At 72.8% G+C, this 14,526-nt stretch carries 9 protein-coding genes; all 9 read left to right on the plus strand.

Annotation, left to right across the window (positions count from 1 at the left end):
• Positions 1-15: 15 nt before the first annotated feature.
• The 9 genes from C1I93_RS20640 to C1I93_RS20680 all read left to right on the plus strand — a co-directional run bounded on the left by C1I93_RS20640 (position 16) and on the right by C1I93_RS20680 (position 14,485).
• Entirely contained in the window at positions 16-1,017 is a 1,002-nt protein-coding gene (locus tag C1I93_RS20640) for a methionine synthase (protein ID WP_111244950.1), read from the plus strand.
• 111 nt (positions 1,018-1,128) lie between these two features.
• The gene (locus C1I93_RS20645; RefSeq protein ID WP_111244958.1) at positions 1,129-2,139 is read left to right on the plus strand and encodes an ADP-ribosylglycohydrolase family protein; all 1,011 of its coding nucleotides are present in this window, start codon (positions 1,129-1,131) and stop codon (positions 2,137-2,139) included.
• A 66-nt stretch (positions 2,140-2,205) separates the two neighbouring features.
• Positions 2,206-4,341, plus strand: coding sequence for an NAD-dependent DNA ligase LigA (gene ligA, locus C1I93_RS20650; RefSeq protein ID WP_111244951.1), 2,136 nt, complete (start codon positions 2,206-2,208; stop codon positions 4,339-4,341).
• Between the two features lie 157 nt (positions 4,342-4,498).
• The gene (locus C1I93_RS20655) at positions 4,499-7,075 is read left to right on the plus strand and encodes a putative bifunctional diguanylate cyclase/phosphodiesterase (protein WP_111244952.1); all 2,577 of its coding nucleotides are present in this window, start codon (positions 4,499-4,501) and stop codon (positions 7,073-7,075) included.
• A 142-nt stretch (positions 7,076-7,217) separates the two neighbouring features.
• Positions 7,218-7,523 (plus strand): Asp-tRNA(Asn)/Glu-tRNA(Gln) amidotransferase subunit GatC, encoded by a 306-nt coding sequence (gene gatC / locus C1I93_RS20660; RefSeq protein WP_111244953.1) that lies wholly within the window; start codon positions 7,218-7,220, stop codon positions 7,521-7,523.
• Entirely contained in the window at positions 7,520-8,995 is a 1,476-nt protein-coding gene (gene gatA, locus C1I93_RS20665; RefSeq protein WP_111244954.1) for an Asp-tRNA(Asn)/Glu-tRNA(Gln) amidotransferase subunit GatA, read from the plus strand. The genes gatC and gatA overlap by 4 nt, the downstream gene beginning before the upstream one ends.
• 178 nt (positions 8,996-9,173) lie before the next feature.
• Positions 9,174-10,328 carry an Ig domain-containing protein gene (locus tag C1I93_RS20670; protein ID WP_111244955.1) on the plus strand — a complete coding sequence of 385 codons (1,155 nt, stop codon included), beginning with the start codon at positions 9,174-9,176 and terminating at the stop codon, positions 10,326-10,328.
• Positions 10,329-10,425: 97 nt separating this feature from the next.
• The gene (gene gatB / locus C1I93_RS20675) at positions 10,426-11,916 is read left to right on the plus strand and encodes an Asp-tRNA(Asn)/Glu-tRNA(Gln) amidotransferase subunit GatB (protein ID WP_111244956.1); all 1,491 of its coding nucleotides are present in this window, start codon (positions 10,426-10,428) and stop codon (positions 11,914-11,916) included.
• Between the two features lie 211 nt (positions 11,917-12,127).
• The gene (locus C1I93_RS20680; RefSeq protein ID WP_111244957.1) at positions 12,128-14,485 is read left to right on the plus strand and encodes a thiamine pyrophosphate-binding protein; all 2,358 of its coding nucleotides are present in this window, start codon (positions 12,128-12,130) and stop codon (positions 14,483-14,485) included.
• Positions 14,486-14,526 lie beyond the last annotated feature (41 nt).

Here is a 14,526-nt window from a genome sequence, read left to right on the forward strand (position 1 = left end):
GGTAGGCTGCGGGCCGTGAGTGATCAGGGTTGGGTGTGGGGAGCGGGAGCGGCCACCGGGATCGGGTCGCTGCCGGGCACCGACATCGCGGAGGCGCAGCGGGTGGTGCTCGGTGAGCTGCCGGCCCTGCCGCACCTGCCGGAGCTGCCGGCCCGGGGACCCGGTGCCGACCTGATCGGGCGCACCGGCGGCCTGCTCGTCGAACTGCCGGTGGAGCTGTACGCCGCCCGCTGGCGGGTCGCCCCGCGTCCCGGCAAGGACCTGCGCCGAGCGCGTGACCTGATGGAACGCGACCTCGACCAGCTCGCCGAGCAGGCCGAGGAGTACGCCGGCCCGCTGAAGATCCAGGCGGCCGGCCCGCTCACCCTCGCCGCCACCGTGGAGCTGCCGATCGGCGGCCGGATGTTGCGTGATCCCGGTGCCGTCCGGGATCTGGCCGGTTCGCTCGCCGAGGGGCTGCGCGGCCACGTCGAGGCGGTGACCCGTCGGCTGCCCCGGGCCTGCGTACTGCTCCAACTGGACGAGCCGGCCCTGCCCGCGGTGCTCGCCGGTCGGGTGCCCACCGAGAGTGGCCTGGGCATGTACCGGGCGATGGACCAGGCGGACGCCCGCTCGCTGCTGAACACCGTCATCACGGCGGCCGGGGTGCCGACAGTGGTGCACTGTTGCGCCCCGGACGTGCCGGTGGAGCTGATCCGTACCGCCGGCGCGGTGGGCATCGCGCTCGACCTGAGCCTGGTCACCGACCTCGACCCGCTGGGCGAGGCGATCGACGCCGGCCTCGGCCTGCTGGCCGGTGCCGCGCCGACCACTGCGCCAGCCGGTCGCGCGCCGACCTCGGCCGAGGTTGCCGACCGGGTACGCACCCTCTGGGACCGCCTCGGCTTCCCCCGCCGTCGCCTAGCCGAGCAGGTGGTGGTCACCCCCGCCTGCGGCCTGGCCGGGGCCACCCCCGCGTACGCCCGCTCAATCCTCGCCGCCTGCCGCGACGCCGCCCGCCGCCTCTCCGAATCCTGACCCACCCCACCTTCGCGTCGATCTTGCAGTTTCGGTCGCCGTTACGCGGCTTTCGCGGCTTATGCGGCGACGAAAAGTGCATGATCGCGTTCCGAGGGCATGATCGGGGGCATGATCGAACTGTTGGGGCGGGCTGGGGGCTCGCTTTTTGGTCTTGCTTATGGGGACGCGCTGGGCAAGGCGACGGAGTTTCTCAGCGTGGCGGAGATCGACAATCGGTACGGGCCGGCCGGCCCGCGTGAACTCGACGGTGACCCGGCGCTGGTCACCGATGACACCCAGATGGCGCTCGCGGTGGGCTGGGCGCTGCACGACGCGTCCGCCTACACCGCCGAGACGGTGCAGCCACTGCTGCGGCACCGCTTCCTCGCCTGGGCGGCCAGCCCGGACAACAATCGTGCGCCGGGCATGACCTGCCTGCGTGCCTGCGCCGAGCTGTCCCGGGGGGTGCCGTGGCAGCAGGCCACGATGGCCGACTCGAAGGGCTGCGGGGCGAACATGCGGGTCACCCCGGTCGGGCTGCTCGACGTCGACCTCGACACCCTGGCCGGGCTGGCTCAGCTCCAGGCGGGACTGACCCACGGGCACCCGACCGGCCTGGCAGCCAGCGAGCTGACCGCGTACGCGGTGCGGCTGCTCGTCGACGGCGTCGCGCTGGCGGAGTTGCCCGACCTGCTCATCGCCCGCAGCCACGAGCAGCGCACCGTCTACCGGGCCGACTGGCTGGGCGAGCTGTGGCAGCGGTCGGGGGAGCGGACACCTGCGGAGTTCATCGCCCGGGGCTGGGACGAGTGCCGAGCGGCGTTGGGCCGGCTGACCGCTGCGCTCGCCGCGCCCGACGACGGTGCCGATCCGTGCCGGTGGACCGGGGAGGGTTGGATCGCCGAGGAGGCCCTCGCGACGGCGCTCTACTGCGCCGTCCGGCACGCCGACGACCCGGTCGGCGCGCTCACCCGGGGGGCCCGCACCGCCGGTGACTCCGACTCGATCGCCGCGCTGGCCGGCGCCTTCGTGGGCGCCGCCGGTGGCCTGGCCGCCTGGCCGGCCCAGTGGGCCGGACGCATCGAGTACGCCGACCAACTGGCCGCTCTCGCGGCCACCTGGGAACGGCAACCCGGCTGACCGGTCGGCGGAGTGTCCGACCGGCCGGATACCGTGCCCGGGAGCGCAGTCACAGGAGGTAGCGGGGTGTCCGAGGAAGCCATCGACCAGCAGGTCACTGCGGCACAGGAGGCGGCGGCGGGTGCCGAGCCCACCCCGCAGGCACGGGAGCGGCACGCCACGCTGAGCCAGGAGCTGACCGAGCATCAGTACCGCTACTACGTGCTCGACGCGCCGACCGTCTCCGACGCCGAGTTCGACAGGCAACTGCGCGAGCTGGAGGCGCTGGAACAGGAGTTCCCGGCGCTGCGCACCCCCGACTCGCCGACCCAGCGGGTCGGCGGCACCTTCTCCACCGACTTCACCCCCGTCGACCACGCCGAACGGATGATGTCGCTCGACAACGCCTTCGCCGACGAGGAGCTGGCCGCCTGGGCGGAGCGGGTCGAGCGGGACGCCGGCGGCCCGGTGCCCTACCTCTGCGAGCTGAAGGTCGACGGGTTGGCCATCAACCTGACCTACGAGCAGGGCCGGCTGGTCCGGGCCGCGACCCGGGGCGACGGCCGCACCGGCGAGGACGTCACCGCCAACGTGCGCAGCATCCGGGACGTGCCGAGCCGGCTCACCGACTCCGCCGAGTTCGGCCCGGTCCCCGAGTTCATCGAGGTGCGCGGGGAGATCTACTTCCCGGTCGCGGCCTTCGCCGACCTCAACGCCGGCCTGGTCGAGCAGGGCAAGGCACCCTTCGCCAACCCCCGCAACGCCGCCGCGGGCAGCCTCCGGCAGAAGGATCCACGGATCACCGCCTCCCGGCCGCTGCGCCTGGTGGTGCACGGCATCGGTGCCCGCCGGGGCTACCAACCGGCCGCCCAGTCCGAGTCGTACGCGGCGCTGCGCGGCTGGGGCCTGCCGACCAGCGACCGCTGGCGGGTGGTGCCCGACCTGGCCGGTGTCCGGGACTACATCGCGCACTACGCCGCCCACCGGCACGACGTCGAGCACGAGATCGACGGGGTGGTGGTGAAGGTCGACCCGGTGCCGATCCAGGGGCGGCTCGGCTCGACCAGCCGGGCACCCCGCTGGGCGATCGCCTTCAAGTATCCGCCGGAGGAGGTCAACACCACGCTGCTCGACATCGAGGTCGAGGTCGGGCGCACCGGCCGGGTCACCCCCCGGGCCCTGCTGCAACCGGTGAAGGTGGCCGGCTCCACGGTGGCGTACGCGACCCTGCACAACGCCCGCGAGGTCGAGCGCAAGGGCGTGCTGATCGGCGACACGGTGGTGATCCGCAAGGCCGGCGACGTGATCCCCGAGGTGCTCGGCCCGGTGGTCGACCTGCGTCCGCCCGACGCCCGGCCGTTCGTCATGCCCACCACCTGCCCGGCCTGCGGCACCCCGCTCGCCCCGGCCAAGGAGGGCGACGTGGACATCCGCTGCCCCAACTCCCGCAGCTGCCCCGCGCAGCTGCGGGAACGGGTCTTCCACCTGGCCGGGCGCAAGGTGTTCGACATCGAGGCGCTCGGCTACAAGAGCGCCGCCGCGCTGCTCGACGCGCAGATCATCACCGACGAGGGTGACCTGTTCTCGTTGGATGCCGAGCAGTTGGCCCGGTCGCCGTTCTTCGTCAACAAGGACGGCAGCCTCGGCAGCAACGCCGTCAAGCTGCTCGACAACCTCGCCGTGGCCAAGGAACGCGACCTGTGGCGGGTGCTCGTGGCACTGTCCATCCGGCACGTCGGTCCGACCGCCGCACAGGCCCTGGCCCGACAGTTCCGCTCGATCGAGGCGGTGGACCAGGCCACTGAGGAGGAACTCTCGGCCGTCGACGGGGTCGGGCCGACGATCGCCGCCAGCATCCGCGAGTGGTTCGCTGTCGACTGGCACCGCGAGGTGGTCCGCAAGTGGGCCGCGTCGGGCGTACGGATGGCCGAGACGGAGGTGGCCGAAGGGCCGCGCCCGCTGGAGGGGGTGACCGTGGTGGTCACCGGCACCCTGGGCGGGTTCTCGCGGGACCAGGCCACCGAGGCGATCCAGTCCCGGGGCGGTAAGGTCAGCGGCTCCGTGTCGAAGAAGACCGGGTTCGTGGTGGTCGGCGACAACCCGGGATCCAAGGCGGACAAGGCAGCCGGCCTGAAGGTGCCGATCCTCGACGAGGAGGGCTTCCGGGTGCTGCTGGACGCCGGGCCGGAGGCGGCCCGCGCGGTGGCCCGCGTCGAGGAGTGAGCGGCCGGGGCGCGCCAGGGCAGGCATGGCGGATACCAACTTAATTACGACTACCACCGATTCGTGACTGTCGTCGCGGGAAATCAGGCACCAGGGGCGTTTCATGGGGGACACGGCGCGTGAACCCACGCGCACGATCACGTACCCGGGAGGTGTGATGGAGCCGCCCGACCCGCGCAACCTGGTCCCGCCTGGACGGACGGCGCACTTCACCGCCTTCGTCGGTGCCGTGCTGGCCGTGGCCGTGCTGGTCTCGGCCAACCCGTTGGCCTCCCTGCGCAGCACGCTGCCCGAGTTGCCTGTGGCGTTCTGGACGATGGCGGTGCTCGCGGTGGCCTGCGACGCCCGCCCCTTCGTCCCGCCCGGGCGGCGGCAGTCCTCGGCGGTCTTCCCGTCCACCTGCTTCACGTTCGCGATCCTGCTCGGCTGGGGGCTCGGTCCCGCGGTCGCGGTGCAGTCGGTCGCGGTGCTGGTCTCCGGGGTGCGGATGCGGCACGCCCCGTGGCGGACCGCCTTCAACGCCGGCCAGTACGCCTGCGCCCTGGCCGCCGCGTACGCGGTCATCCGCCTCGGGCCCGGTGGGGTCTTCGACGGTGGTCCGCTCGGCGCGACGGACATCGCCGCGATCGGTGGTGCCGGGCTGGCCTGGCTCGTGGTCAACTACAGCCTGGTCACCGCCGCCGTGCGGCTGCGTTTCGGCGAGCGCTGGTGGCCCACCGCCCGGCACGGGCTGCCCTTCGAACTGCTCTCCACCGGCAGCCTGCTGCTGCTCGCGCCGGTGCTCGTCACCGCCGCTCGGGCCAGCGCGGCCCTGGTGCCGCTGGTGCTGGTGCCGCTCTTCGCGGTGTACCGGATGGCCCGGCTCACCGTCGAGCAGCACCAACTGGCCGCGCTCGATCCGCTCACCGGGCTGGCGAACCGTAAGGCGCTGTTGACCGAGGTGAGCGAGCAGATCCATCGGCACGCCGAGCGCCGCGCGCGGGGCGCGCCGGAGGCCCGCCTCGCTCTCCTCCTCATCGACCTGGACCGGTTCAAGAACGTCAACGACGCGCTCGGGCACGAGGTCGGTGACCGGCTGCTGGTTGAGGTGAGTGCCCGGTTGACCGATCTGGTCGAGCCGCCGGACCTGGTCGCCCGCCTCGGCGGTGACGAGTTCGCGATCGTGATGACCGGGCTCACCGACGCGGCACAGGCCCGGGCCCTGGCCGACCAGGTGGTGCAGGTGTTGGCCGAGCCGGTGCCGCTGGACGGGTTGCCGCTGGACGTCGGCGGCTCCATCGGCATCGCCCTGTACCCGGAGCACGGCGAGGACTTCGCCACCCTGATGCGCCACGCCGACGTGGCGATGTACGACGCGAAACACCGCAGCGACACCGTCGCCGTCTACGCCGCCGAGTCCGACCACAACTCCGCCGAACGCCTCAGCCTCCTGGCCGACCTGCGCCGGGTGCTGGAGGTCGGGTCGTCGGGCCGGCTGGGGGAGGAGGCCGGGCCGGTCCCGGTGCGGGGCGGTGACGGCGCGGCACTGACGGCAATGCCACCGGCCCCCACCGGATCGGAGCGGGCGGTGCGGCCGGCTTCCACCGGGTCGGAGCGGGCGGTGCGGCCGGCTTCCACCGGGTCGGAGCGGGCGGTGCGGCCGGCTTCCACCGGATCGGTGCCGCCGGCCCCCACCGGATCGGCGACGGCGGCAGCGGTGCCTGACGAACGCCGCGACCACAGGTGGTGGCGTCGGCGCTGGCCGCCGGTCGCGGCGCACGACGACGAGCTGATCAACCGGATCGTCACCGGAGCGGACCCGATCCTGCGCCGCGCCGCCCAGTCCGCCGAGCCCGCGGTGACCGACGAGATGTGGGCCCGGCCGACCCCCGCCGAGCGGCGGCCCGAGCCGGTCACGAACGCGGTAGGTCGGCCCGGTGACGCGGGTGGCTGGCCCGACTCCGCCGGGGACGCGGGCGAGATCATGATGTATTACCAGCCGCAGATCGCTGTCGCCACCGGCGAGATGGTAGGCGTGGAGGCGTTGCTGCGCTGGCGGCATCCCCGGCGCGGCATGGTCGACCCCGAGGAGCTGATCCGGGTCGCCGAGCAGAGCGCGGTGATGCGCCTGCTCACCCGCCGGATCATCGACGACGTGACGGAGCAGCTCGCCAAGTGGTCGGCGGCGGGTCTCACGTTGCGGGCCGCGGTGAACGTCAGCGTGCGCGACCTGCACACCGGCGAGATCGCCGACCAGATCGCCGATCGACTCACCCGCTACGGCCTGACCCCGGACCGGCTGCAACTGGAGATCACCGAGGGTGCCCTGATGGCCGACCCGCGTCGGGTGCTGACCACCATCACCCGGCTGCACCGGATCGGGGTGGGCATCGCGCTCGACGACTTCGGCACCGGCTACTCCTCCCTGCAACACCTGCGCCGGCTGCCGCTGTCGGAGGTGAAGGTCGACCGCTCCTTCGTCCTCGGCATGGTCGACGACGCCGACGACGCGGCGATCGTGCGCTCCACGATCGAGCTGGCCAAGGCGCTGGGGTTGCGGGTGGTGGCCGAGGGCGTGGAGGACGAACGGAGCTGGCGCATGTTGCACGCCGCCGGCTGCGACGTCGCTCAGGGCTGGTTCTACGCCCGCCCGATGCCGGCCGAGGAACTCGTCGCCTGGCTGGCCCGCTACCGCCCGCTGCGACCGCTAGGCGGCCACGACGATGCGGACCTGCCGCACCGGCATCCCCGGTGATCCGACCCGCCCGCCGGCCACGCGCGGGGGAGCCGGGGGTGGCCGGTCGGGCGCGGAACAATAGACTCGCTGCCGTCACCGCGGCCGCCGCGCGACCGCCGGTGGGCGTACCCAGAGCAGGACAGCCACGAAGGGGGCACCGATGGCCGCCATCTCCCGCGAGGAGGTCGCGCACCTGGCGCGACTGTCGCGGCTCGCCGTGACGGAGGAGGAGCTGGACACCTTCGCCGGCCAGCTCGACGTGATCCTCCAGGCGGTCGCCCAGGTGGGCGAGGTCGCCGCTGCGGACATCCCGCCGACCTCGCACTCGGTGCCGCTGACCAACGTGCTCCGCGAGGACGTGGTGACGCCGGGCCTGACCCCGCAGGAGGCGCTGTCGGGCGCGCCGGACGCCGAGGAACAGCGGTTCCGCGTACCGCGGATCCTGGACGAGGATGTGGCCTCATGACCGACATCACCAGAATGACCGCGACGCAGATCGCGGAGCTGGTCGCCTCCGGCGAGACCTCCGCCGTCGAGGTCACCCGGGCGCACCTGGACCGGATCGCCGCCGTCGACGGGCAGGTCAACGCCTTCCTGCACGTCGACAGCGAGGGCGCGCTGGCCGCCGCCCGCGAGGTGGACGCCCGCCGGTCCGCCGGCGAGGAGCTGGGCCCGCTGGCCGGCGTGCCGGTCGCGGTCAAGGACGTGCTGACCACCAAGGGCGTGCCGACCACCGTCGGGTCGAAGATCCTGGAGGGCTGGCGTCCGCCGTACGACTCGACGATCGTGCAGCGGCTGCGCGCCGCCGGCACGGTGATGCTCGGCAAGACCAACATGGACGAGTTCGCGATGGGCTCCTCCACGGAATACTCGGCGTACGGGCCGACCCGTAACCCGTGGGACACCGACCGCATCCCCGGCGGCTCCGGCGGAGGCAGCGCCGCCGCGCTCGCCGCGTACGAGGCGCCGCTGGCGATCGGCTCGGACACCGGCGGCTCGATCCGCCAGCCGGGCGCGGTCACCGGCACCGTGGGCGCCAAGCCGACGTACGGCGGCACCTCCCGCTACGGCCTGGTCGCCTTCTCCTCCTCGCTGGACACGCCCGGTCCCTGCGCGCGTACGGTGCTCGACGCCGCGCTGCTGCACGAGGCGATCGGCGGGCACGACCCGCGCGACTCCACCTCGATCCCGGCGCCGGTGCCGGACGTGGTCGCCGCGGCGAAGCTCGGTGCCACCGGCGACCTGAGCGGGGTGCGACTCGGCATCGTCTCCGAGTTCGCCGGCGAGGGTGCCGAGCCGGGGGTGCTGGCCGCCTTCCACGAGGCCGTCGACACCCTCACCAAGTTGGGCGCGGAGATCGTCGAGGTGTCCTGCCCGCACTTCAGGTACGCGTTGCCGGCGTACTACCTGATCGCGCCGAGCGAGTGCTCCTCCAACCTGGCCCGCTTCGACGGCGTCCGGTTCGGCCTGCGGGTCGGCGACGACGGCAACCGGTCGCTGGAGGAGGTCATGTCGCTGACCCGGGAGGCCGGCTTCGGCGCCGAGGTCAAGCGGCGCATCATGATCGGCACGTACGCGCTCTCCTCGGGCTACTACGACGCCTACTACGGTCAGGCGCAGAAGGTCCGCACCCTGATCACCCGGGACTTCACCGCCGCCTTCGAGCGGGTCGACGCGTTGATCTCGCCGACCACCCCGTTCGTGGCCTTCCCGCTGGGCGCACGCACCTCCGACCCGTACCAGATGTACCTGGCCGACCTGTTCACCATCCCGACCAACCTGTACGGCGGGCCCGGCATCTCGGTGCCGTGCGGGCTCTCCGACGGGCTGCCGGTCGGCCTCCAGGTGATGGCGCCGACCATGGCCGACGACCGCATGTACCGCGTCGCCGCCGCCCTGGAGAGCGCCGTCGGCACCCTCACCCCACCGCAGCTCTGAGCATCGATCCCGGAACCCTGGCCCGAACGCTCCTCGGCGGGACGTTCGGCTACCCAGGGTTCCGGGTTCGGCGACACGCGGTTGCGGTCCGTGATTGCCTGTGGTCTTGGTTGGGTAGAGTGCCTATTCCCTGGTGAAACAGGGTGCACGGGCTCCCGACCGATCCTGGATGTGCGCGATGAAGACGCTGCGACCGATCACGATCGTCTCAGTGCTCACGGTGCTGCTTCTCGCCGGTGCGCGCCCGGCGATCGCCGTCGAGGGCGTCGCCATCACCTCCGGGTCGCCCGCCTCGCCGGTGACCGCCCACCAGCCGTACCCGACGCACACCTTCGCCGCCTCCGGCGGTACCGCGCCGTACCGATTGTCGGTGCGGTCGGGGTCGTTGCCGCCGGGGATGGCGTTGTCGTCGGGGGGTGTCTTCTCCGGTACGCCGACCACGCCCGGCAGCTACACCTTCGGCATCCGGCTGACCGACGCGGAGGAGGAGTCCGCCGAGCAGAGCGTCACCGTGGTGGTGGTCGCGCCGACCGTCGAGGTCATCTCCGCGGAGCCGACCTCGCCCTGGTACAGCGGGCAGCCGTACCCGACGCACACCTTCGTCGCCTCGGGCGGTACCGCGCCGTACCGGTTGTCGGTGCGGTCGGGGTCGTTGCCGCCGGGGATGGCGTTGTCGTCGGGGGGTGTCTTCTCCGGTACGCCGACCACGCCGGGCAGCTACACCTTCGGCATCCGGTTCACCGATGCGCACGGCTTCCCCGCCGATCAGGAGGTCACCGTGGTGATCGCGGCGGCGGGCACCAGCATCACCTCCGGGAAACCGCCGCGCGGCACGGTCGGCAAGCGCTACTCGTTCCGGTTCACCGCCGAGGGCGACTCCGACATCCGGTTCAGCGTGGCCGTCGGTGACCTGCCCGCGGGACTGACCCTGGAACCCGACGGCCGGCTGCGGGGCCGGCCCGAGAGCAGCGGCGACTTCACCTTCGCGGTGCGCGCCGACGGCACGGCGACGAGCGCCATCGAGGAGGTGTCGCTGCCCGTCGCCGCCGCGCCGGCCGCGCCCACGCCGACAGCGACGGCGACGACGCCCCCGCCGCCGACCGCCCCGGCGGTGGTGCCGATCGAGGTGTCACCCAGCCCGACCGAGACGGCGCAGACGTCTCCGGCGGCGGCCACGCCGTCGCCGCAGCCACGGGGCGCCTGGTGGCTGCCGACCACCGGATCGAACTCGGCAGTGGTGCTGCTGCTCCTGAGCGTGCTGGCCTTCTCCATCGGCGGGATCCTCTTCGTGCTCGCGTACGAGCGCCGTCGGCGGTTCACCACACCCGAGTGACGCCCGGCCGAGGCGGAGCCTGGCGAGCGGCTAGGCTTGGCGGCGTTGTGTCCGGATGCCGCCGCAGGCTGGCCAGCGCCCGAAAACTGGAGTTCCCATGACCACGACGCTGCCCGCGTACGACGAGGTCGTCGCGCGCTACGAGCCGGTGATCGGCCTGGAGACCCACGTCGAGCTGGGCACGAACACCAAGATGTGGTGCGGCTGCCCGACCGACTTCGGTGGCGAGCCGAACACCCGCGTCTGCCCGGTCTGCCTGGGCCTGCCCGGCTCGCTGCCGGTGGCCAACAAGGCGGCGATCGAGGCGACGATCCGGATCGGTCTCGCGTTGAACTGCTCCATCGCGCAGTGGTGCCGGTTCGCCCGGAAGAACTACTTCTACCCCGACATGCCGAAGAACTTCCAGATCAGCCAGTACGACGAGCCGCTCTGCTTCGACGGTTACCTCGACGTCGAGGTGAACGGCGAGACGGTGCGGATCGGCATCGAGCGGGTGCACCTGGAGGAGGACACCGGCAAGACGCTGCACGTCGGCGGTGCCACCGGCCGCATCCACGGCGCCACCGAGTCGCTCGTCGACTACAACCGGGCCGGCATCCCGCTCGTCGAGATCGTCACCAAGCCGATCCCCGGCACCGGCGCGCTCGCGCCCGAGGTGGCCCGGGCGTACGTCACCGAGCTGCGCGACGTGCTGCGCTCGCTCGGCGTCTCCGACGTACGCATGGAGGAGGGCTCGCTGCGCTGCGACGTCAACACCTCGCTGAACCTGCCCGGCGAGGAGTGGGGCACCCGCACCGAGACCAAGAACGTCAACTCGCTGCGCTCGGTCGAGCGGGCGGTCCGCTCCGAGATGCTGCGGCAGGCGTCGGTGCTGGACGCGGGTGGGCGGATCACGCAGGAGACCCGGCACTTCCACGAGGACACCGGCGACACCACCCCCGGCCGGTCCAAGGAGACCGCCACCGACTACCGCTACTTCCCCGAGCCCGACCTGGTGCCACTCGCGCCGGACCCGGCCTGGGTGGCCGAGCTGAAGGCCGCCCTGCCGGAGCTGCCCCGGCTGCACCGCCGCCGGCTCCAGCAGGCGTGGGGCCTCTCCGACGCGGACATGCAGTCGGTGCTCAACGCCGGCGCGGTCGAGCTGATCGAGGAGACCGTCGCCGCCGGTGCGACGCCGGCCGCCGCCCGCAAGTGGTGGCTCGGTGAGCTGTCCCGGCGGGCCAACGAGACCGGCGTGGAACTGGCCGAGGTCGGGGCCACCCCGGCGCAGGTCGCCGAACTCCAGGGTCTTGTCGACGCCGGCAAACTCAACGACAAGCTGGCCCGCGCCGTGCTGGAGGGTGTGGTGGCCGGCGAGGGCTCGCCGACCGAGATCATGGGTGCCCGGGGCCTGGAGGTCGTCTCCGACACCGGCGCGCTCACCGCCGCCGTCGACGAGGCGATCGCCGCCAACCCGGAGATCGCCGAGAAGATCCGCAGCGGCAAGGTCGCCGCGGCCGGCGCGCTTGTCGGCGCGGTCATGAAGACCACCCGCGGCCAGGCCGACGCCAAGACCGTCCGCGAACTGATCCTCACCCGCCTCAGCTGAGGTGTAAGGAGGGGCCCCCTATTAACGCCTCGTGCATATAAGGGGCCCCCTCCTAACATCTCGAACCGCGCGCCGAACCGAACCGCGCGGAATCCCAAACCGCGCGCCGAACCGAACCGCGCCGAACCGAACCGCGCGCCGAGCCGCGCCGAACCGAGCCGCAATGCCGAGCCGGGCGTCAACGACGACGTACCGGAGCAGTGGAGTCCACGTGAACCAGCATGACCTTGACGTCCTCGACGAGATCCAGCGGCGGGTCCTCTGGCTCGCCACCCGGATCGTGGACGCCGCCAACCACGACCGCGGCACCGGCGACGGGGTGAAGGTCGGTGGGCACCAGGCGTCCAGCGCCTCCCTGGTGACCGCGATGACCGCGTTGTGGTTCGCCCACTTGGACGGCGAGGATCGGGTCGCGGTGAAGCCGCACGCCTCCCCGGTCTTCCACGCCATCCAGTATCTGCTCGGCAACCTGGACCGGTCGTACCTGCCGAGGTTGCGGGCACGCGGCGGACTCCAGTCGTACCCGTCGCGGACGAAGGACCCGGACGGGGTGGACTTCTCCACCGGATCGGTCGGCCTGGGCGCCGCCGCGCCGCTCTTCGCCGCCGTCACCCGCCGCTACGTCGACGCGCACTTCGGCGAGCGTCCGCGCGCCCGCTTCGTGGCGCTGATCGGCGACGCCGAACTGGACGAGGGCAACATCTGGGAGGCGGTCGCCGACCCCGCCACCACCGGACTCGGCACCGTGATGTGGGTGGTCGACTTCAACCGGCAGTCGCTGGACCGGGTCGTCCCGGGTGTCCGCATCGACCAGTGGCGCGGCCAGTTCGAGGCCGCCGGCTGGCACGTGGTCGAGGTCAAGTACGGCCGCAAGCTGGCCCGGGCGTACGCCCAGCCGGGCGGGGAGGCGCTGCGCGACTGGATCGACGCGATGCCGAACGAGCAGTACCAGTCGCTGTTCGGGCTGACCGGGCCGGCGCTGCGCAAACAGTTCCTGGACGGCGCGCCGCCGCAGGTGGAGACGTTCGTCGCCGAGATCACCGACGAGGACCTCGGGCCGCTCGTCACCGACCTGGGCGGGCACGACCTGGGCGCGCTGCTCGACGCGTACGCCCAGTGTGACGCGGTGACCGACCGGCCGAGCGTGGTGTTCGCGTACACGGTGAAGGGTTGGGGTCTGCCCATCGCCGGCAATCCGCGCAACCATTCGGCGTTGCTCAGCGGCGAGCAGGTCGCCGCGCTGCGCACGGCGCACGGCCTGACCCGCGACACCGAGTGGGACCGTCTCGACCCGGCGTCGCCGGCGGGGATCCGGGCCGGGCAGCGTCGTGAGGCGCTGTCCCGCGCGCCCCGCGAGCGTGCGCTCGGGGTCACCGTCCCGCAAGGCACGAACGTACGCGCGAACAAGCCGATCTCCACCCAGGAGGTCTTCGGTCGGGTGCTCGTCGACCTGGCCCGCGATCCGCAGGTGGGGAAGTATCTGGTCACCACCGCACCGGACGTGGCGACCTCCACCAACCTGGCCGGGTTCATCAACAAGACCGGGGTGTTCGCACCCACCGCGCAGCGTTCCTGGTCCGAGGACCGGATGCTGCGCTGGACGGAGAGCCCGGACGGGCAGCACATCGAGCTGGGCATCTCCGAGATGAACCTGTTCCTGCTGCTCGGTCAGCTCGGCCTGGCCTGGGACCTGTCCGGGCAGCCACTGCTGCCGGTCGGCACGGTCTACGACCCGTTCGTGCTGCGCGGGCTGGACGCCTTCCTCTACGGCACCTACTCCGGTTCCCGGTTCGTCGTCGCGGGCACCCCGTCGGGCATCACGCTCGCCCCCGAGGGCGGCGCGCACCAGTCCACGATCACCGCGAGCGTGGGCCTGGAACTGCCCGGGGTGACGTTCGTCGAACCGGCGTACGCGGCCAGCCTGGACTGGCTGCTCTGCGACGCGCTCGGTCACATCGCCGGGGCGGAGCGGCCGGCCGCGACCGCCGCGCCGACCGAGGACGGGGCGTACTACTTCCGGCTCACCACCCGCCCGCTGGACCAGGCGCCGTTCGAGGCGGCCCGGGCCCGGCTCGGCGACGCGGTGCTGCGCCGGCAGGTGCTCGCCGGGGCGTACCGGCTGGTCGACGCCCATCAGGCGGACCCGCGCCTGGCCGACGCGCCGACGGTGCAGCTGGCCGCCTCCGGTGCGGTGCTGCCCGAGGTGCTGGCCGCCGCGGCGGAACTGGCCGAGGAGGGGGTCGCCGCCCACGTGGTGGATGTGACCAGCCTGGATCGCCTCTACCGGGCCTGGCAGCGCACCCTGCGGCAGGGCGTACGCACCGCCACCGTGCCCAGCGTGCCCGGCGCGCTGCGGTCGGCCTTCGCCGACCGGGTGCCGGTGGTGACCGTGCACGACGCCGCCTCACACGCCATGGCCTGGCTCGGTTCGGCCGTCGGCGCCCCGGCCGTCCCGCTCGGCGTCGACGAGTTCGGCCAGTCCGGCACCGTCCACGACCTGTACGACCTGCACGACCTGCTCCCCGGCAGCATCGTCAACGCCGCCCTGGCCGCCCTCTCCCTGCGCTGACCAGCACCCGGCGGGTCAGCCGGTGGGGGAGGGCGTGGGGG

The organism is Micromonospora endophytica, from assembly GCF_003236305.1.
GTDB lineage: Bacteria > Actinomycetota > Actinomycetes > Mycobacteriales > Micromonosporaceae > Micromonospora > Micromonospora endophytica.